Source organism: Sphingobium nicotianae, from assembly GCF_018603885.1.
GTDB classification, from domain to species: Bacteria; Pseudomonadota; Alphaproteobacteria; order Sphingomonadales; family Sphingomonadaceae; genus Sphingobium; species Sphingobium nicotianae.
Genome location: NZ_JAHGAW010000009.1, coordinates 104,664 through 123,742, shown reverse-complemented (window position 1 = coordinate 123,742; position 19,079 = coordinate 104,664). Strand labels below are relative to the sequence as shown.

The 19,079-nt window shown below is 64.4% G+C and carries 20 protein-coding genes; 4 read left to right on the top strand and 16 right to left on the bottom strand.

The window, feature by feature from the left end; all coding sequences use genetic code 11:
• Nucleotides 1-42: 42 nt before the first annotated feature.
• The 3 genes from KK488_RS14450 to KK488_RS14440 form a co-directional block, all read right to left on the bottom strand.
• Nucleotides 43-324, bottom strand: coding sequence for a hypothetical protein (locus KK488_RS14450; RefSeq protein WP_214624403.1), 282 nt, complete (start codon nt 322-324; stop codon nt 43-45).
• A 76-nt stretch (nt 325-400) separates the two neighbouring features.
• On the bottom strand, nt 401-1,159 hold the full coding sequence (locus tag KK488_RS14445; protein WP_214624402.1) for a hypothetical protein: 759 nt from the start codon (nt 1,157-1,159) through the stop codon (nt 401-403).
• A gap of 140 nt (nt 1,160-1,299) precedes the next feature.
• The gene (locus KK488_RS14440) at nt 1,300-1,509 is read right to left on the bottom strand and encodes a hypothetical protein (RefSeq protein ID WP_214624401.1); all 210 of its coding nucleotides are present in this window, start codon (nt 1,507-1,509) and stop codon (nt 1,300-1,302) included.
• Nucleotides 1,510-1,806: 297 nt separating this feature from the next.
• Here KK488_RS14440 and KK488_RS14435 point away from each other — a divergent pair, with 297 nt between their 5' ends.
• Nucleotides 1,807-2,007 (top strand): hypothetical protein, encoded by a 201-nt coding sequence (locus KK488_RS14435; protein ID WP_214624400.1) that lies wholly within the window; start codon nt 1,807-1,809, stop codon nt 2,005-2,007.
• Nucleotides 2,008-2,092: 85 nt separating this feature from the next.
• Here KK488_RS14435 and KK488_RS14430 read toward each other — a convergent pair whose 3' ends face one another.
• Together KK488_RS14430 and KK488_RS14425 are read right to left on the bottom strand one after the other, a co-directional pair.
• Nucleotides 2,093-3,286: an MFS transporter gene (locus KK488_RS14430; RefSeq protein WP_214624399.1), complete on the bottom strand. Its 1,194-nt coding sequence runs from the start codon at nt 3,284-3,286 to the stop codon at nt 2,093-2,095.
• Between the two features lie 541 nt (nt 3,287-3,827).
• Entirely contained in the window at nt 3,828-4,646 is an 819-nt protein-coding gene (locus tag KK488_RS14425) for an alpha/beta fold hydrolase (protein WP_214624398.1), read from the bottom strand.
• 289 nt (nt 4,647-4,935) lie between these two features.
• Between KK488_RS14425 and KK488_RS14420 the strand changes: the two genes are divergently transcribed.
• Nucleotides 4,936-5,862 (top strand): LysR family transcriptional regulator, encoded by a 927-nt coding sequence (locus KK488_RS14420; RefSeq protein ID WP_214624397.1) that lies wholly within the window; start codon nt 4,936-4,938, stop codon nt 5,860-5,862.
• Between the two features lie 575 nt (nt 5,863-6,437).
• Here the strand turns inward: KK488_RS14420 and pnp are convergent.
• The 3 genes from pnp to truB all read right to left on the bottom strand — a co-directional run bounded on the left by pnp (nt 6,438) and on the right by truB (nt 10,199).
• Nucleotides 6,438-8,777 (bottom strand): polyribonucleotide nucleotidyltransferase, encoded by a 2,340-nt coding sequence (pnp, locus tag KK488_RS14415; RefSeq protein WP_214624396.1) that lies wholly within the window; start codon nt 8,775-8,777, stop codon nt 6,438-6,440.
• A 196-nt stretch (nt 8,778-8,973) separates the two neighbouring features.
• Complete coding sequence (gene rpsO, locus KK488_RS14410; protein ID WP_214624395.1) at nt 8,974-9,243, bottom strand: 30S ribosomal protein S15; 270 nt, start codon at nt 9,241-9,243, stop codon at nt 8,974-8,976.
• Nucleotides 9,244-9,260: 17 nt separating this feature from the next.
• Complete coding sequence (gene truB, locus KK488_RS14405; protein WP_214624394.1) at nt 9,261-10,199, bottom strand: tRNA pseudouridine(55) synthase TruB; 939 nt, start codon at nt 10,197-10,199, stop codon at nt 9,261-9,263.
• 114 nt (nt 10,200-10,313) lie between these two features.
• Between truB and KK488_RS14400 the strand changes: the two genes are divergently transcribed.
• On the top strand, nt 10,314-11,327 hold the full coding sequence (locus tag KK488_RS14400; protein WP_214624393.1) for an acyltransferase family protein: 1,014 nt from the start codon (nt 10,314-10,316) through the stop codon (nt 11,325-11,327).
• Nucleotides 11,324-11,899 (top strand): GNAT family N-acetyltransferase, encoded by a 576-nt coding sequence (locus tag KK488_RS14395; RefSeq protein ID WP_214624392.1) that lies wholly within the window; start codon nt 11,324-11,326, stop codon nt 11,897-11,899. The genes KK488_RS14400 and KK488_RS14395 overlap by 4 nt, the downstream gene beginning before the upstream one ends.
• 6 nt (nt 11,900-11,905) lie before the next feature.
• On the opposite strand, the gene KK488_RS14390 is transcribed toward KK488_RS14395, so the two are convergent.
• The 8 genes from KK488_RS14390 to nusA all read right to left on the bottom strand — a co-directional run bounded on the left by KK488_RS14390 (nt 11,906) and on the right by nusA (nt 19,077).
• On the bottom strand, nt 11,906-12,301 hold the full coding sequence (locus tag KK488_RS14390) for a DUF6491 family protein (protein ID WP_214624391.1): 396 nt from the start codon (nt 12,299-12,301) through the stop codon (nt 11,906-11,908).
• 97 nt (nt 12,302-12,398) lie between these two features.
• On the bottom strand, nt 12,399-12,977 hold the full coding sequence (locus tag KK488_RS14385) for a thymidine kinase (RefSeq protein WP_214624390.1): 579 nt from the start codon (nt 12,975-12,977) through the stop codon (nt 12,399-12,401).
• 9 nt (nt 12,978-12,986) lie between these two features.
• Complete coding sequence (gene rbfA, locus KK488_RS14380) at nt 12,987-13,385, bottom strand: 30S ribosome-binding factor RbfA (RefSeq protein WP_214624389.1); 399 nt, start codon at nt 13,383-13,385, stop codon at nt 12,987-12,989.
• Nucleotides 13,385-13,927: a DUF1697 domain-containing protein gene (locus KK488_RS14375; protein ID WP_214624388.1), complete on the bottom strand. Its 543-nt coding sequence runs from the start codon at nt 13,925-13,927 to the stop codon at nt 13,385-13,387. Before KK488_RS14375 ends, rbfA begins: the two co-directional genes overlap by 1 nt.
• A complete protein-coding gene (infB, locus tag KK488_RS14370; RefSeq protein WP_214624387.1) occupies nt 13,927-16,470 on the bottom strand; it encodes a translation initiation factor IF-2 in 2,544 nt (847 codons plus the stop codon). Before infB ends, KK488_RS14375 begins: the two co-directional genes overlap by 1 nt.
• Before the next feature lie 77 nt (nt 16,471-16,547).
• Entirely contained in the window at nt 16,548-17,207 is a 660-nt protein-coding gene (locus KK488_RS14365; protein ID WP_214624386.1) for a DUF448 domain-containing protein, read from the bottom strand.
• Between the two features lie 57 nt (nt 17,208-17,264).
• Nucleotides 17,265-17,501, bottom strand: coding sequence for a tautomerase family protein (locus KK488_RS14360; RefSeq protein ID WP_214624385.1), 237 nt, complete (start codon nt 17,499-17,501; stop codon nt 17,265-17,267).
• Between the two features lies 1 nt (nt 17,502).
• Entirely contained in the window at nt 17,503-19,077 is a 1,575-nt protein-coding gene (nusA, locus tag KK488_RS14355) for a transcription termination factor NusA (protein WP_214624384.1), read from the bottom strand.
• Between the last annotated feature and the right edge of the window lie 2 nt (nt 19,078-19,079).

Genomic DNA, 19,079 nt, shown 5'->3' with positions numbered 1-19,079 from the left:
TCCCCGGAGAGCGCGGGCTTCTTCATTTCCGGCCCCCTTCCCTCAGCGGAAGTCCGGCTGCATCACCACCATCAGCATCAGGAACAGCAGGTAGAGGAACGGCGGCACCGCCAGCAGCCCGAGCAGCACCGAGGCCAGCCCCCGCCTGCCCTGCCCGCTCAGCACCCAGGCGCCCGCCACCACCGCGATCGGCACGGCCAGGATCGGCAGCCAGGTGACCATATAATCCGGCCCCGGGCCGTACTGCAGCCCCTCGACGAAGAAATAGAGCAGCACCAGCAGCGCCAGCGCATCGAAGGCGAACAGGATCCGGAACAGCCACATGCGCGCAGGCTAGCCGATTGCGCGCCGCATGCAATGATGCCGACGCAGCCCCGCGCCTCCCCGGCCCGCGCCGCCCTCACCACAGCCGGTGCGCGATCCGCGCCATCTCCTGCCGCTTCTCATGCCGCTCGATCGCCTCGATCTTGCGCAGGATGCTGGCGCGCACCTCGTCCAGCCCCGGCCGGTGCGGCGGCAGCCCCGGCCGCTTGCCCATCGCGCGAACCTGATGCTTGTGCATGTGCAGCAGCTGGATCGCGTGCGCCGCCGTCATCTCCGGCACCGGCACCTCGGGCGGATGCGCGGGCGAGGAGAAGAGATTGCACGCCGCCTCGACCAGCGCGGCCTCGATGCGGATATAGCCGACCTCGACCGCCTCGTCCCAGCGCCGTGCGAAGGCCGGCCAGCGCAGCCGGTGCTTGTAGGCGGCGGCCGCCGTCATGCCGACCTCCGCGCAGGCCGCCTTGACGTTGCAGGTCGCGGCCAGCGTGGCGAGGAAGCGGTCCTCGCTGCGCGGGGTGAACTGCCGGACGCGCGCCCGCGCCACTTGCGTGCGCCGCCCGTTGCTCCCGCGCACCACTAGCTCGCTCCCGTCATGATAGCGCAGCGCCTCCTGCGGCGCCGCGCACGAGCCGTCGCCGCCATGCGGATCGAACGCGGCCCGCGCCGCCGCGATCGCCTCGTCCATCGCCTGGCGGAACAGCGGCTCGCTCGCGCGGTGCAGGGACACCCAGGATCGCGAGACCTTCGCCCGCTCGGCGGCGATCGTCTGGTTGCCGGTCTCGGCCAGCGCGCGCAGGAAGGCGTCGCGGCGCGCGGCGGTGAACTTGGCGGTCATGGCATGCCTTCCGGAGTAAGTCGCTGGGAGGCGATCCAGATATGGTTGTTCGCGGAATGTAGGACAGGCTTTTTTTTCCGGACGCCGCGCCCGCTCGCCGATCATCCTGTGCGCCGCCACGCTGTGCGGATGCGCGAGCGCTACTTGCCCTCGCCCTTCCCGTTCACCACGCCGAAATCCTGCGACTTCCGTCCCACCTTGGCCAGATCGAATCCTTCGGCGGCAAGGCCGCGAAACAGCAGCTCGCGCACCGCGGACGCCCGCGTCGGCATGCGCCGCGCGAAGCGCCAGTCGTCTATCGCGGTCAGTTCATCCTGAGTGAGCATGATCTGCAGGCGTTGCTCGCGCATCGGATCCGCCAAACGCGCCTCCATCCTGTTCGAGCGGGGGACGGAGACGGGTATAGGACAGCGCAACGCCCCTGAAAAGCGCTCAGAAGGCGAGTTATGGTCATTTTTAGACAATTACTCAATTTGAGCTTAATGATGTAAATATGCTTCCGTTCTATTATTTGCCAAAATATCATGGCATTCAATCCAGGTATTTCTTGAAAAGAATCGTTCTAAACATGAGTTGATCCGGACATTTCTTGAAATAATCTTAAAATATGCTAGAAGAGATTTTCGCCCGCATCCCGGAGATTCTTCATGCGGTCATTCGCAATCACGTTCGAAAAAGACAAATATGGTATCTCGAAACGCATCGAATTCGAAGCGGACGAGCCCGATTATGTTTTCCAGCTCCTCCAGCGCGAGGATGTCGGCCGGCAGGGAATCCTGTGGGAGGGCGAAAAGCGACTCGGCTCCATCTGCCGCACCCGCGCCGGGCTCTGGTCGATCGATCGATAAGGCGCTTGGGCCGCGGATCGATCCGACGGCAGCCTCACGGTCCCAACTCTGTTAACGCCGCCAATATCGCCGGGTCCGAGCACGGTCAGACGGTCGGATCTTTCCCCCAGAAGGACAGCATCAGCGCCAGCAGCCCGAATGCGCCCCCGGCCATGAAGGTCGCGGCGGACCCAAGCCTGTCCCACAGCAGACCGGCCACGACGCTCGCGACAAGCATGGCGATGCCGGTCGCGAGGTTGAACAGGCCGAAGGCCGTTCCGCGCAGCCGCCCGGGCGACCGGTCGGTCACCAGCTTGGCGAGCAGGCCCTGGGTCAGCGCCATGTGCGCGCCCCACAGCGCGACGCCGCAGAAGACGAGCGGCAGCGTCGACCCGAATGCCAGCAGGGCATCCGCCGCGACAAGACAGAGCAGCCCCCATCGAAGCAGGACCTTGGCGGGAACCCTGTCGGACAGGATGCCGGCAGGATAGGCGCCCGTCGAGTAGATCAGGTTCATCGCGACGAAGACCAGCGGCGCGAACGCGACGGCCAGGCCGCTCTCGCTCGCCTTGAGCACCAGAAAGGCTTCGCTGAACCGCGCGAGCGTGAAGATCACGCCCGTCCCCACCACGGCCCAGAAACCGAAGTCGAACTGGCCGATGTCGCGCATCCGCAATGGCATCCGTGCGGTGCCCGCGCCATGGTCCGCCGGCTCCCGCACCCAGACCAGCACGATCATGGCCGACATCACGGCGGGGATGACCGCCACCCAGAACACCGCGCGCATGTCGTTGCGGAACAGCAGCATCAGGCCGATCGCCAGCAACGGGCCGAGGAACGCCCCGATCGTATCCATCGACTGGCGAAGGCCGAAGGCGCGCCCGCGGATCGCCTCGGGCGTCACATCGGCCACCAGCGCATCGCGCGGCGCGCCGCGCAGCCCCTTGCCGATCCGGTCGGCGAACCGCGCGCCCAGCACGAGGCCCGCACTCTGCGCGATCGCGAACAGCGGCTTGGTGAGCGCCGCCATGCCATAGCCCAGCAGGATCAGCGGCTTGCGCCGCCCGATCCGGTCCGAGACATAGCCCGAGAAGATCTTGGAGATGGACGCGGTCGCCTCGGCAATCCCGTCGATCACGCCGACGACGACAACGCTGGCCCCCAGCGTCGCCGTCAGGAACAGCGGCAGCAGCGCGTGGATGATCTCGGACGAGAGGTCCATGAACAGGCTGACGAAGCCGAGCGCCACCACCGTGCGCGGAATCGCGATTGTCGCGCCTGGCCGGGTCGAAGAACGCACCTCGAAACCTCCCCGAAATGCCCGAAGTCACTTGGCCGCGTGGACAAATTCCCGTTTCAATGCTTGTCCGCTCTTACGCGCTGACAATCAACGCCGGATGGCTGACAAGTCGTGGCTTGCGGTCTTCTTCTATGAGAGCAGCAAAGGCAAACCTGCCGCTCATTAACGGGAAGTCTGCGCGGCGGCTATCGACCAGGGTCGGTCGCTGAATTTATCTTTGGGTAACGTCCGGTCTTGTCGGAAGCTGCCGATCGGGTTGGTCAAAGCGGACGAACAGCAACGCGCCGAAATGACGAGCCTAAGCAGCGAATAGGCCGCGCTCAAACCGACCATTCACCGAGGTGCGGCCAAGCCTAGCGCAAACGGTTGAGCATGGCACGTGCCGCTTGTTTGAAACCGCTTCTATAGAAGTCTTGATCGACAAATGTTCGAGGAGGGTTTGTGCTTCTCGTTCGTTCCTTTGTCACGATGCCGAAACCGAACCCTCCCCAAATCAAAACCCGCAATGCCCACCATATGCGATGATGGATGAGAGGCGTCGTCAAGACCTGATGAACGAGAGCAGGTCGGGGTTGAGGACATCTGCATGTGTGGTGAGCATGCCGTGGGGGTAACCGGGATAAGTCTTCAGCGACCCGTTCTTAAGCAGGTCGACCGCACGCGGCACAGAGCTTGCGAACGGGACGACCTGATCCGCCTCGCCATGCATCACCAGCACCGGTACGGTGATCTTCTTGAGGTCTTCGCTATAATCTTCGAGCCAAGAGTCGACCGTCGCGTAGTGTGCGAGAGCGCCGCCGGCCATGCCCTGGCGCCACCAGTTCGCAATGATCGCCTCCGAAGGCTTGGCCCCGTCCAGATTGAAGCCGTAGAATGGATTCTCAGGGACGAAACGGAAGAATTCCGAGCGGTTGCCGAGCACGCCTGCCTTGATCGCTTCGAACCACTCGGGCGGTTGACCGGACGGGTTGTTCTCGCTCAGATACATGTTTGGCGTCAGTGAAGCGACCAGCACCGCTTTCGCGACCCGCTCCTGGTGACGAGCGACATAGCGAGCCACCTCACCGCCGCCTGTCGAGTGCCCGATGTGAATCGCGTCGCGAAGGTCGAGATGTTCAGTCAGTGCTGCGAGGTCGGCAACCCAGTGGTCCATATCGTTGCCAGCGCTGGGCTGGTCGGAGCGGCCGTGGCCGCGCCGGTCGTGGGCGATCACTCGATACCCGTGATGAAGGAAGAACGTCATCTGGGCATCCCAGTCGTCCGCTGTCAGCGGCCAACCATGGCTGAAGACGATCGGCTGACCAGACCCCCAATCCTTGTAGAAGATTTTCACGCCATCTGTCGTAGTTATCGTGGACATCGAATTGCTCCATCTTGTGCTGGTAGACATTAAGTCCTCGAGAGAAGATGCATGCGGTGACCTAGAAAGGTCGTCGCTGCGGATGGCCGTCGGCCTGCAGCATCGGAATGACGGTGCTGAAGCACTGCCCGCCGGCGCTGATGCCACGGCAGAAGTCGGTCGTAGGTCTGGACTTTGTTGACCTTCCGTCTCCTTCGTTGACCTAGCGGCAACAGTAAAATCGCCTTCAATGTCCGACAAAGACTTTGTAGGCTCCAGCTATGCTTGGGAGGTATAGGAAGGGATTCGGATGGAGCTTCGTCATCTGCGCTATTTCGTTGCGGTCGCGGAGGAGGGCAGTCTGCTGACCGCGGCCCAACGGCGATTGAATACCTCGCAGCCGTCGTTAAGCCGGCAAATTCGTGACCTAGAATTCGAAATCGGTGTGACGCTGTTTGAACGTAAGGCGCGCGGCGTTGTGCTCACGCCTGCAGGACGCGTCTTTCTCGATCATGCTAGGCTGGCGCTTCTTCAGGTCGAGGCAGCGATTGATGGAGCCCAGCGCGCAGCACAACCCAAGAGGCCCGTACTTTCCATGGGGTTTCTGGTTGGGCTGGAAGTCACATGGCTACCGCATTTATTGCGGATAATCCGTGAAGAAGCGCCGGAGATTGAAGTTACCCTATGCAGCCTTTCTTCCCCGGAGCTTGCTCTTGCACTAATGCGCGGGAAACTGGACATGGCCTTCCTTCGACCCGAGAAACAGAGTTTGGGACTCTCCTTCAAATTGTTAGCGAAGGAACCTCTCGTCGCTGTGCTGCCAGCAGGCCATCGCTTGGCATCATACAAAAAAATTCGGCCGCAGGATATTGCGCGCGAAATTTACGTCAGTTCTGCAAGAACCTCTCCTGTATTACAGGCGGTGATCGAAGAGTATGCTTTTAACGCGGGCATTACGCTCAAGGCAAAGTATGAAGGCGAAAACATATCATCGGCGATGTCGCTGGTCACCTCTTCCGGCGGAGTTACTATTGTGCCCCTTTATGCGCAAAATATGTTGACCCCGAACGTCGTGGCCAGAGCACTCGAGGGCGTATCTCCAACAGTTGATCTCACTCTGGGATACGCGGAGGCAAATTCATCGCCCCTACTCCGTCGACTTTTGTCTCGGGTCGACGAGCTAATCGAAAGTGTTCAAAATCAGAGCATCATTCGATACGCCGAAACTCTTTCGTGAGGGTTCGCTCGCATTATCGATTATGGGGGAGAGGTTCCGTCGATGCCGATAGCAGATGGTCCTTTTGGGGGATTAGCTGCGCCGTTTAACGGTGGAGGATGGTCGAGTCCTGCCAGGTTCAAAGTTGGCGGCGCGAATGGCATCTTCCGGAAACCCGCAACTTGAAACTTGGCAGTCCGCTTCCTGCCTAACGTCAGTCAATCAACGACGGCGTCCCCTGCAAGGCTGGAGTGTCTGCTCCCGCCAGAAGGCGTCATTTATATGTCGCGCCGGGAACGACGGCTTCGTCCCAAGCCCGGCCGCCGGATTACGCGTGGACCAATGGCAGCCTCCGGGCACCGCTGTTGAGCATCCGAATGTCAGAGATGTCGTCGATCCCGGCAGTCCGCTTCCGAGATAAAATAACCGGATAGCCTGTTCGCATCCGTCCACGCCGCCCAGGTTACATGTAACCTGGGAGCGATGCCAACCCTGTCAGGATCGGCATCCCAGCGGCGTCACAAACAAAAAAGCCCCGCATCGCTGCGGGGCTTCCCTGTCTCTGGCGCGTCCGCCTCTCGGCAGACGCCTCAAGCTTAGTCGTCGTCGCGCTTCAGGAAGGCGGGCGCGAACTCGGGCGCCGGGCCGTCATCGTCGCTGCGCTCGCGGCGGGGGCCACGCTCACCACGCTCGCCGCCACCGGGACCACGATCCCGGCGCGGGCCGCGATCGCGATCGCCACCACCACGGCCGCCACGGTCACCCCGGTCGCCGCCTTCGCGGCGCGGGCCACGATCGCCGCGCGGTTCACGCGGCTCGCGGGCGGGACGGGTGTCCTCCAGCTCCTCGCCGGTCTCCTGATCGACGACGCGCATCGACAGGCGCACCTTGCCGCGCGGATCGATCTCGAGCACCTTGACCTTGACGTCCTGGCCTTCGGTCAGGACGTCCGAGACCTTCTCGACGCGCTCGTTGCGGATCTCCGAGACGTGGACGAGGCCGTCCTTGCCGCCCATGAAGTTCACGAAGGCGCCGAAGTCGACCAGGTTGACGACCTTGCCGTTATAGACCTTGCCGACTTCCGCTTCCTCGACGATGCCGAGGATCCACTTCTTGGCGGCCTCGATCTGGTTGACGTCGGACGAGCTGATCTTGATCAGGCCCTCGTCGTCGATGTCGACCTTGGCGCCGGTCTCCGCGACGATCTCGCGGATGACCTTGCCGCCGGTGCCGATGACTTCGCGGATCTTGGTCTTGTCGATCTGGATGGTCTCGATGCGCGGGGCATGCGCGGAAAGCTCGGTGCGCGTGCTGTCGAGGGCCTTGGCCATCTCGCCCAGGATGTGCGCGCGGCCTTCCTTGGCCTGCGTCAGCGCGACGCGCATGATCTCCTCGGTGATGCCGGCGACCTTGATGTCCATCTGCATCGTGGTGATGCCTTCGGACGTGCCGGCGACCTTGAAGTCCATGTCGCCCAGATGATCCTCGTCACCCAGAATGTCGCTGAGGATCGCGAAATCCTTGCCTTCCAGGATGAGGCCCATGGCGATGCCGGAGACCGGGCGCTTGAGGGGCACGCCGGCGTCCATCATCGAGAGCGAGCCGCCGCAGACGGTCGCCATCGAGCTGGAGCCGTTGGACTCGGTGATGTCCGAGAGGACGCGGATCGTGTAGGGGAACTCGTCCTTGCTCGGCAGCACCGGGTGCAGCGCGCGCCAGGCGAGCTTCCCGTGGCCCACTTCGCGGCGGCCCGGGGCGCCGAAGCGGCCCACTTCGCCGACCGAATAGGGCGGGAAGTTATAGTGCAGCATGAAGTTCTCGTACGACAGGCCGGTCAGGCCGTCGATCATCTGCTCGCTGTCCTTGGTGCCCAGCGTCGTGGTGCAGATGGACTGCGTCTCGCCGCGGGTGAACAGCGCCGAGCCGTGCGTACGCGGCAGGAAGCCGACCATCGCCTCGATCGGGCGGATCTGCGTGGTGGTGCGGCCGTCGATGCGCTGGCCGTCCTTGAGGATGGCACCGCGAACGATTTCCGCTTCCAGCTTCTTCATGAGCTTCTGGGCGGCCATCTGGTCCTGCGGGGTCGCGTCGGCGAAGGCGGCCTTCGCCTTGGCGCGGGCCTCGTTCAGCGCGTTGGAGCGGGCCGACTTGTCCGTCACCTTGTAGGCGGCGGCGATGTCCTTGCCGATCAGCTTCTTGAGCTTGTCCTTGGCGGCCGACAGGTCGGCCTGGGGCGCCATGTCCCACGGATCCTTGGCGGCCTTCTCGGCGAGCTTGATGATCGCCTCGACGATCTTCTTGCACGCCGCATGCGCGAAGCCGACGGCGCCCAGCATGACCTCTTCCGAAAGCTCCTTGGCCTCGGACTCGACCATCATGACCGCGTCATGGGTGGCCGCGACGACGAGGTCGAGCTCGCCTTCCTTGACCTGGTCCATGCTCGGGTTGAGCAGATACTCGCCATCCTTGTAGCCCACGCGCGCCGCGCCGATCGGGCCCATGAACGGCACGCCCGAGATGGTCAGCGCCGCCGACGCCGCGATCATCGCGACGATATCGGGCTCGCTCTCGCCATCGAACGAGAACACCTGCGCAATACAGTTGATCTCGTTATAAAAACCCTCCGGAAACAACGGCCGCACCGGTCTATCTATCAAGCGGGAGACGAGCGTCTCCTTCTCGGTCGCACCGCGCTCGCGCTTGAAGAAGCCGCCGGGGATGCGGCCGGCAGCCGAGAATTTCTCCTGGTAGTGAACGGTGAGCGGGAAGAAGTCCTGCCCTTCCTTCACTGACTTGGCGGCGGTCACGGCGCAGAGCACCACGGTTTCGCCATAGGTCGCGATGACGCAGCCATCGGCCTGACGGGCAATGCGGCCCGTTTCGAGCTTGAGGGTCTTTCCGCCCAGCTCGATTTCAACTGTCTTCACATCAAACATCTGATTTCCTTCCACCCGCGGCGCCCTATTGCGCGGCGAGGCTTACAGTCGCGGGCTAAGCCGGCCCGCGGCGGCTGTGGAGCTTGTCGAGCTCCCGGTCAGAAGGCCGGATTGCCGTCTGGTCCCGTTTAGTAGCGGCCAATATCTGGTCCGGCTGCCATATGTAAAAAGAGCGCCCGAAGGCGCCCTCCTCGTCTTACTTGCGAAGGCCGAGCTTCGCGATGAGGGCGGTGTAGCGTGCCTCATCCTTCTTGCGCAGATAGTCCAGCAGCGAGCGACGCTTGTTGACCATCATGAGAAGGCCGCGACGGCTGTGGTTATCCTTGTGGTGATCCTTGAAATGCTCGGTGAGGTTGGCGATGCGCTCGGTGAGGATCGCGACCTGAACTTCCGGGGAACCGGTGTCGCCTGCATTTTGGGCATTGTCTTCGATGAGCGCCTGCTTGCGCTCCGCTGTGATCGACATCGTCCATTCCTTTCGTCTTAGAGATTGAAGCCCCGCACGACCCGGATATCCGGACCAAAAGCCTCTACCAGCGCCACCGGCGTTTCGCCTTCTGTCGCCAGCATCAACCCCTGGGTGCGAGGATCCCCTGCGAGCGTCCGACCCTGCCTCAGGGCCATGGCTTGCTCGGGGGTGACGGAGAGAGCCGGGATGTCGTCCAGCCCTGCCGTCAATGGGAGCATATGCTCCGCAATGGCGCGCGCCTTAGCAGTCTCGCGCAAATTGTCCAGCGAAATCGCCTGAGCGAGGCCGAATGGACCGGCCTTGATCCGCCGGAGCATGGTCACATGCCCGACCGTGTTCAAGGCCAGCGCGATGTCCCGTGCCAGGCTCCTGATGTAGGTGCCCTTCGAGACGTGGGCAAGGAGCGTAACCTCGGATAAAGGCTTGCCCGCACCTCCTTCATCATTCCCGCGTTCGCGGGAATGATGAAGGGACAGCCCGTGGATCGTCGCCGCGCGCAGCTTCATTTCGACCGCCTCGCCCGCCCGTGCCCGGTCATAGGCGCGCACGCCGTCGATCAGGATCGCACTATAGGCTGGTGGCACCTGCTCGATCGGCCCGGTGAAACGAGGCAGGATTGCCTCGACCTGCGCCAGCGACGGTCGCACGTCCGATGTCGCGATCACTGCACCTTCCAAGTCCAGCGTGTCGGTCTGCGTGCCAAAGCATATCGTGAACTCATAGATCTTGTCACTGTCCAGCATCCGTCCGGCCAGCTTGGTCGCCTCACCGATCGCCACCGGCAGCACGCCCGAGGCGAGCGGATCGAGTGTGCCGCCATGTCCAACCTTGGCCTTGCCGAACCCCGCCTCGCGTAGTGCGCGCTTGACGGCGCCGACGGCCTGGGTCGACCCGATGCCGATCGGTTTGTCGAGGATCAGCCAGCCATGAGGCGCGGGATCGGATGGCGTCATGCCACGCTGCATAGTCGGCGATTGCGCGCTTGTCAGGTCGTATCAGCGCAAAAGCCTTGTAAATGCAGGCCATGCCTGCTCAAGTTCAGCGACAGGGGACAATTCGTGGGCGCTATGCCGCAAGCTCATCGTGACCACGCGCTCGATCGCGCCAAGGGCTTGGCGATCTTCGCGGTCGTGCTGTTCCATGTGACGCGCGGCTTCGTCACCGCGGGGCTGCTGCCGCAGACCCCTGGCTTGCGGTTCGCCGATACCCTGGCCTATGGTTGGCATGTCCAGACATTCCTGGTGATCGCCGGCTATCTCGCCTTTCCGCGCGCGGCTCTGGGTCGCTTTCAGCTGCGGCGTCAGGCGTCGCTTTATTACACCTATCTACTCTGGTCGCTGATTACCTGGCTGCTGCTCGTGCCGTTCGCCAGCAAGGTGAACACGCCACTCACCTGGCAGGATCTGTTCTGGATTCCCGTCGTGCCAATACAGCATTTCTGGTTCCTGCTCGTGCTGATGGCCGGTACAGCGCTGCTGGGACTGCTGCGGAGCGGGCCGCTCCTGCTGGCGAGTGCCGTTCTGCTTCTCGCGATCGGACATCCGTCCGTCTTCGATGATCTCGGTCCGGCGAATTATTCGCTGCAGATCTATTTCCATGGCGTGCCCTTCGTCCTCATCGGCGGCTGGCTGTCGCAGAGCGGCTTGCGGGTGGTGCCCGCCCCCTGGGCCGCGCTGATATGCGCAGCGGCGCTCGCTCTGGCTGCATGGGGGGCGAACCACAAGGGGGCCGAGTTGGGCCCGATGGATGTGCCGTTCATGCTGGCGGGCGGCTATGCCGTCTATGTTGCCGCCCATTATTCGGCACGAATCCCGCGCCTGGCGGCCGCGCTCGATCTGCTGGGCCGCCACAGTCTGGCGATCTACATCCTGCACGTGATCGCGGGCGCGGGTCTCCGCATCATCCTCGTGAAGCTCGCACCCGGGCTGAACACGGGAATCGCTATGCTGCTGAGTCTCGGCGCGGCCGTCATCGGCCCCATCGTTGCCGAGCTGATCGCCCGGCGCCTCGGTCTCGCGGTGCTGCTCGGGCTCGATCCCCTGCCCTTCTGGTCCGAGCCGCGCAAGGTGGCGACGGCATGACCGACCGTGCCCGGGACCTGCGCGCCCGCCTGCTGACGCCCCTGCAATCGGCGCGGATCGCCCTGCATCCGCTCCGTCCGGAGCATCGCGAGTCGCTGCGCGCGGCTTGCGCGGCAGACAACGAGATCTGGCAGATCTATCCGGTGAGCTATGCGCCGGACCGGTTCGATGCGAGCTTCGATGCGCTCCTCGCCAATCCCGGCCGCCTGGTCTTCGCCGTGTTCGCGGAAGACGCGCTGGTCGGTATGACCGCCTATCTGCGGATCGAGGAAAACGCGCAGACCCTGGAAATCGGCAACAGCTATCTGGCGCCCCGATATCGCGCGACCGGCCTCAACGGCGCGATGAAGCGGCTGATGATCGATCATGCTTTTGCCTGTGGCATCCGGCGCATCGAATTCCGCGTCGACGCGCGCAACACCCGCAGCCAGGCCGCGGTGCGCAAGATCGGCGCCGTGCAGGAAGGCCTGCTACGCGCCGAACGCATCACCTGGAACGGGCATGTGCGCGACACCTGCCTGTTCGGCCTGCTCTCGGCGGACTGGGCAGCGGTCCGCGACACGCTGCCCTGAGCGTCCTCAGCCCTGCTTCTTGGGCTTGGGCGGCGGCGCCGTGCTCTCGACCAGCGAGGCAAGCGGATAGCGCTGTCCGGCAACCACGATCGATCCGAACCGGTCGAGCCGATCGATGCCCTTGGTCTCGAAGCCGATGGCGGTCGCAAAGGCGAGATCCGGCGAGGGCGTCGCCAGCGTCGCGAGATACCATTTGCCGCTGCTGGCCTGGATATAGACCTTGTTGTCGCCCGCGGCCTGCCAGTCGCGCACGCCGCCATGATTGACGAACGGGATAGAGGCATCCGCCTGCGCCGATTCCTCGGCCTTCACGGCCTGCTCGGCGGCCTGGACGCCGCCCGACATGGTGAAGGCGAGCGCTGCCATGGCCGAAGCGATGGTGAATTGCTGAAACTGGCTCATCTGAAGCCTCCTGTCATTCATGGGCGCGACTCTTCACTGCGGCTCGATCTAGCACACGCCAACTGAAGCGCCCATGAACCGCCGGTTCGGACCAGCGTCAGCCGCGGATGCGCGCCATGAAATGGCGGCGGCAAAGCGCAATATAGCGCTCGTTGCCGCCGATCGCCGTCTGTGCGCCCTGGCTGACGGCCTGACCGCTCTCGTCGATGCGCAGGTTCATCGTCGCCTTGGCGCCGCATTCGCAGATCGCCTTGAGTTCGACCAGCATGTCGGCAATCCCCAGCAGCGCCGCCGATCCCTCGAACAGGGCGCCCTGGAAATCGGTGCGCAGGCCATAGCAGATGACCGGCACGCCGAGCTCGTCGCAAACCCGCGCCAGATCCCAGACCTGGTCCCGCCTCAGGAACTGCGCCTCGTCGATCATCACGCAGGCGAGCGGCCCCTCGTCGACCCGCGCGGCGATGCTCGCGAAAAGATCGGTCCCCTCCCCGAACATGCGCGCCGGCTCGGCCAGGCCGATGCGCGAGCTGATCCAGCCCGGCCGGCCGCGGTCGTCGACTTCCGCCGTCCACAGCATCGTCGCCATGCCGCGCTCGCGATAGTTGAAATCCGCCTGCAGCAGCGTGGTCGATTTGCCGGCGTTCATCGAGGCATAATAGAAATAGAGCTTGGCCATGGGCTGCTTTTATTGCTCCCCATCGCCCAGATCGCGCGCCACTGTCGGCGAGCGCAGGATGGCGTCGATATGGCTGCCTTCCTCGAAGCTTTCGTCGCCGAGGAACTTGAGCTTGGCGGCGAACTTCATCTTGATGTGCTTGGCCACCTCGCGCTGCAGATAGGCGGTGTTGGTACGCAAGGCTTTCAGCACCTCCTCCTCGTCCTTGCCGAGCAGCGGCTTCACGAACACCGTAGCGTGCCGCAGATCTGGCGACATGCGCACTTCCGTGACGCTGACCAAATGCTTCGCCAGAACATCGTCATGCACGTCACCGCGCTGGAGGATGTCCGCCAGCACATGCCGCACCTGCTCGCCGACCCGCAGCAGGCGGACGGAGGGCTCACCCGACCCTGACTGCTTGGCCATCACCGCGTCTCCATTGCCTCTATGATACGCTCCAGTGAGCGCAAGTTGCGCGCCGTGCCCATGCAGCCCAGATGCTTCTCCAGGAAAGGCGCTGTCACCTTGGAGCGGCCGACGCCGTCGACATAATCGATATGGACATGGGCACTGCCGGGCGCGAATTTCTCGGCACCCTTGCCCTCATGCGCCCTTTCCAGCGCCTTGAAGCCAGCGTCGGTCAGCGGTTTCTCGAGAAAGTGGATATGCACGAACTTATCCTCGCTGCCGCCACGGAACGGGTTTTCCGCGATCGCCGCCTTCAGCTCCGTCGCCGAGCGTACCGCCGCGAACGTCCGGAAGCCAAAATTGTCCTTCACGCATTCGCCGATCAGCTTGGCCAATGGCGCATCGGCTGCCTTGGCATGATCGAACAGCGCATTGCCGCTCGCCGTCACGGTCGAGACATTCTCAAGGCCGCACTTTTCCAGCGCAGCCTTGAGATCGGCCATCTTCACCTGATTGCTGCCGACGTTGACGCTCGAAAGAAGCGCAACGTAGCGGGGCATCAGAGCGTCCGTGCCCGCTCCTCGACCTCGAAGAGCTCAAGCGTGTCACCGACCTTGATGTCGTTCGTGTTCTCCAGAACGGCACCGCACTCGGTGCCCGCGCGCACTTCCGACACGTCGTCCTTGAACCGGCGCAGCGAGGCGATGATCGTGCTGGAGACGATAACGTTGTCGCGCGTGAGGCGTGCATTGACGCCCTTGCGGATGACGCCGTCAATGACGAGCAGACCGGCGGCTTTGTCCTTCTTGCCAGCCGGGAAGACCTGCAGCACCTCGGCCTGACCGATGATCGTCTCGATCCGCTCGGGCGCGAGCTGACCGGACATCTCGTTCTTCACTTCCTCGATGAGGTTGTAGATCACGTCATAGTAACGCAGCGACACCTTGTCGCGCGTCGCCAGGGCGCGGGCCTTGGGATTGGGGCGGACGTTGAAGCCGATCAGCGGCGCCCGGCTGGCGGCCGCCAGCGTCACGTCGCTCTCGGTGATCGCGCCGACGCCGGATTGCAGCACGCGGACCTTGATCTCGTCCGTCGAGGCGCGGTTGAGCGCCCCCACGATCGCCTCGACCGAGCCCTGCACGTCCGCTTTCACCACGATCGGATATTCGATCTGCTGGGTGTTGAGCGCGGAGAAGAGGTGCTCGAAGCTGGTCGGCGCCGAGGTGGTGCGCTTGCGCGTCGCCAGCTCGTGACGATAGGTCGCGACCTCGCGGGCGCGGGCCTCGTTCTCCACGACGCTGAGCGGATCGCCCGCCATCGGCACGCCGGAAAGACCAAGCACCTCGACAGGCGTCGAGGGACCGGCGGTCTTCACATTCTGGCCCTTGTCGTTGACCATCGCGCGGACCTTGCCGCTCTGCTCGCCGACGACGAAGATGTCGCCGACCTTGAGCGTGCCGCGGCGCACGAGGATCGTCGCGACGGCGCCACGGCCCTTGTCGAGCTGCGCCTCGATGACGGTGCCCTCGGCATCGCGATCGGGATTGGCCCTGAGCTCGAGGAGTTCCGCCTGCAGCAGGATCTTGTCGATCAGATCGTCGAGGCCCGTCTTCTTGAGCGCCGAGACCTCCACGTCCTGCGTGTCGCCGCCCATATCCTCGACCACGACCTCATGTTCGAGCAGGCGCTCGCGGATGCGCTGCGGATTGGCTTCCGGCTTGTCCACCTTGTTGATCGCGACGATCATCGGAACGCCAGCCGCCTTGGTGTGATTGATCGCTTCGATAGTCTGCGGCATTAGACCGTCATCGGCCGCCACCACCAGCACGACGATGTCGGTCACGTTGGCGCCCCGCGCCCGCATTTCCGAGAAAGCCTCGTGACCCGGCGTGTCGAGGAAAGTGATCACATCACCGCCCTTGGTCTTCACCTGATAGGCGCCGATATGCTGGGTGATGCCGCCGGATTCGCCCGCGACGACATCGGTGCCGCGCAACGCATCGAGCAGGCTGGTCTTGCCATGGTCGACATGGCCCATGATCGTAACCACGGGCGGCCGCGGCTTCAGCGTGTCCTCGGCATCGACGTCGGCGGTTGTGTCGATCTCAACGTCGGACTCGGAGACGCGCTGGATGCGGTGGCCGAATTCCTCGACCAGCAGCTCGGCGGTATCCTGGTCGATCACGTCGTTGATCGTCACCGGCGTACCCATCTTGAAGAGCGCCTTGACGAGGTCGGCACCCTTCTCGGCCATACGGTTGGCAAGCTCGCCGACAGTGATGCCCTCGGGCACAACCACGTCGCGCGACTGCTTCTCGCGCGCCTGCTGCGGGCCGCCATGGGTGCGACGCTGTTCCTTCTCGCGAGCGCGGCGCAGCGCGGCGAGGCTGCGCGCGCGGGCGCTGTCATCGTCCGCGAGCGCGCGGTTGACCGTGAGCTTGCCGGACTGGCGGCGATCGTCGACGCCGCCGGGCGCACGCTTGGGGCGCTCGACCTTCGGTTCGGGCCGCTTGACCTGCGGCAGCGGCGTGAACCGGCGCGGCGCGGGGGTGCCGTCGCTGGTCTCGCGCGCCGGCTCGGCCGCAGCCGCGGGCTCGGCGTCGGTTGCAGCGGCGGGCGCTTCGGCCACCGGCTGCTCGGGCTGACTCTGGCGCAAGCGCTCGGCTTCTTCTTCCGCCCGGCGATTTTCCTCGGCGCGGCGCTTCTCTTCCTCGCTCGCGGCAAGCTTGTTGGCTTCCTCACGCCGGCGCGCTTCCTCGAGCGCGGTCATGCGTGCTTCCTCAGCCTCGCGCAGCAGCTTGGCCTGCAATTCCTGACGCGACATCAAGCTGTCATTGGCCGAAACGCGCGGCTGCGGCGCCTGCGTTACGGGACGCGGCGGTGGCGTCTGCTGCACGGGCGGGGGCGGCGCTGCGACCGGCTCGGCCGCACGCGGGGCTTCCTCGCCCGGCTTGCCGAGGATGCGACGGCGCTTGACCTCGACCACGACCGTGTTCTTCCGGCCATGGCTGAAGCTCTGCTGCACCTGGCCAGCCTCGACCGTCCGCTTGAGGCCAAGCGGCTTGCGGCCCAAGGTCGGCTTTTCTTCTGTGTTGTCACTCATCGACGCACTTATACCCTTCAATAAATTCCATGCGGCCAGCGTCACGGCGCTGGCCCTCGTTCGTCCCGTCGCGCCCTCTAAGGATCATCACCCAAAGGCGCGCGGTCTGCCGAACCGGAGTCCGGCGCCGCGTTAGCGCATCCCAGATAGCTTTGCCAGCGGCCGAGCAGGCCGGAAATCCGGCCGGCAGCCGCAGCGTTCGTCACCGCGATATGAACGACATTATTCCGCCCCAATGCCATAGATAGGGTCTCGCGGTCCACCGGCAAGCTTTGCCCGCCGAAAGTCTCGCCTTCGCGCTCCTCGCCGACACGCCACGCCTGATCGAGCTTGCGCACCCCGTCCGTTCCGGCATCGCGTGCGTGGAGAAGCAGGCGGACCTGCCCGCGCCGCGCCGCGACATCGATTTTCTCGAAGCCGGTGAGAATGTTCGATGCCTTGGCCTCTAGACCGAGACGGGCGAGGAGATCGGCCTGAAGCGCGCTTTCGATTCGCTCGGGCAGATCATCCGCGACCGTGATGGGCTCGCCCTTGAATGCACGGGCCAGCGCGCCGCGGAACTTGCCCTTGGCCATGGCCTGCTCGAGTTCGGCTCGCCCCACGCCGATCCAGGCGCCACGGCCCGGCGCACGGGCCCGCACGTCCGGCAGCACATCGCCATCCGGCGAGATCGCCAGACGGATCAGCCCCGCAGGGTCAGCCCGATCGCCCGAGAGGATGCAGCGGCGCTCGCTCATGCGCGCACCTCCGCAGCCCGGAGTGACCGGCCTTCAGTCGGTGGAAGCCCTAGCCTCTCATGCTGAGGGAACCGCAACATTGGCGTCCTCCCTCGGCGGTGCGGCCGCCATGCGGTCGGCGACGAGGCCGCCCCCCGCACCCCAATTCTCCGCCGGCACCTCATGGATGACGACGAACACCGTTTCCGGCTTCTTGCCCAGGCGCGTCACCAGCGACTGGGTCACGTCGGCGACGAGACCCGCCTTCTGCTCACGCGTGACGCCTTCAATGACCTCGATCTTGACGTAGGGCATCTCAGGCCTCGCTTTCTTCGTCAGCGAACCAGTGCGCGCGCGCGGCCATGATGATCTCGTTGCCGACGTCCTCGCCCAGACCATATTCGGCCAGGATCCCGCCCTTGTCCTCGGGCGTGTCGCGGCGGCGGCGCGGATCGACGCGCTTCTTGGCCACCAGCTCGTCGGTGGCGAGATCGGCAAGGTCGTCGAGCGTCTTGATGCCCGCCTTGCCAAGCGTGACCAGCATCGCCTCGGTCAGATGCGGCATGGTGGCGAGATCGTCCGACACGCCGAGCGCGCGGCGCTCCTCGCGGGCAGCCGCCTCGCGGCGCTCCAGCGCCTCGCGGGCACGGCTCTGCAGCTCTTCGGCCAGATCATCGTCGAAGCCTTCGATCGAAGCCAGCTCGTCGATGCTGACGTAGGCGACTTCCTCCATCTCGGTAAAACCCTCGGCCACGAGGAGCTGCGAGAGGGTTTCGTCAACATCCAGCTCGTTCTGGAACATCTCGGAACGCTGAACGAACTCGCGCTGGCGCTTCTCGCTGGCGTCGGCCTCGGTCATGATGTCGATCGCCTTGCCGGTCAGCTGGCTGGCGAGGCGGACATTCTGGCCGCGGCGGCCGATGGCGAGGCTGAGCTGATCGTCCGGCACCACCACCTCGATGCGCTCCTCATCCTCGTCGATGACGACGCGGCTGACGGTGGCGGGCTGGAGGGCGTTGACGACGAAGGTCGCCGTGTCCTCGCTCCAGGGGATGATGTCGATCTTCTCGCCCTGCATCTCCTGCACGACGGCCTGCACGCGGCTGCCCTTCATGCCGACGCAGGCACCGACCGGATCGATGCTGGAGTCGCGGCTGATCACGCCGATCTTGGCGCGCGAGCCGGGATCACGCGCGGCCGCCTTGATCTCGATGATGCCGTCGTAAATCTCGGGTACTTCCTGCGCGAACAGCTTCTTCATGAATTCGGGGTGCGCGCGGCTGAGGAAGATCTGTGGCCCGCGATTCTCGCGGCGCACGTTGAGGATCAGCGCGCGGACGCGATCGCCGACGCGGACGACTTCGCGCGGGATCTGCTGGTCGCGGCGGATCACCCCCTCGGCGCGGCCGAGATTGACGACGACATGGCCGAACTCGACCGACTTGACGACGCCGGTGATGATCTCGCTGGCGCGGTCCTTGAACTCCTCATATTGGCGCTCACGCTCGGCATCGCGGACCTTCTGGAAGATCACCTGCTTGGCGCTCTGCGCGTCGATGCGGCCCAGATCGATCGCCGGCAGCGGATCGACAATGAAGTCGCCGATCGCGGCGTCCTTCTGCAGCTTTTGCCCGGCCTTGAGGTCGACCTGCTTGAAATAATCCTCGACCGTCTCGACCACCTCGACGACACGCCACAGGCGCAGATCGCCCGTCTCGGGATCAAGCTTGGCGCGAATATCGTTTTCCGCGCCATAACGCGCCCGCGCTGAGCGCTGGATCGCGTCTTCCATGGCCTCGATGACGATCGCCTTGTCGATCATCTTCTCGGACGCGACCGAATTGGCGATCGCGATCAGCTCGGCCTTGTTGGCGGAAATGGCGTTGGCCATGA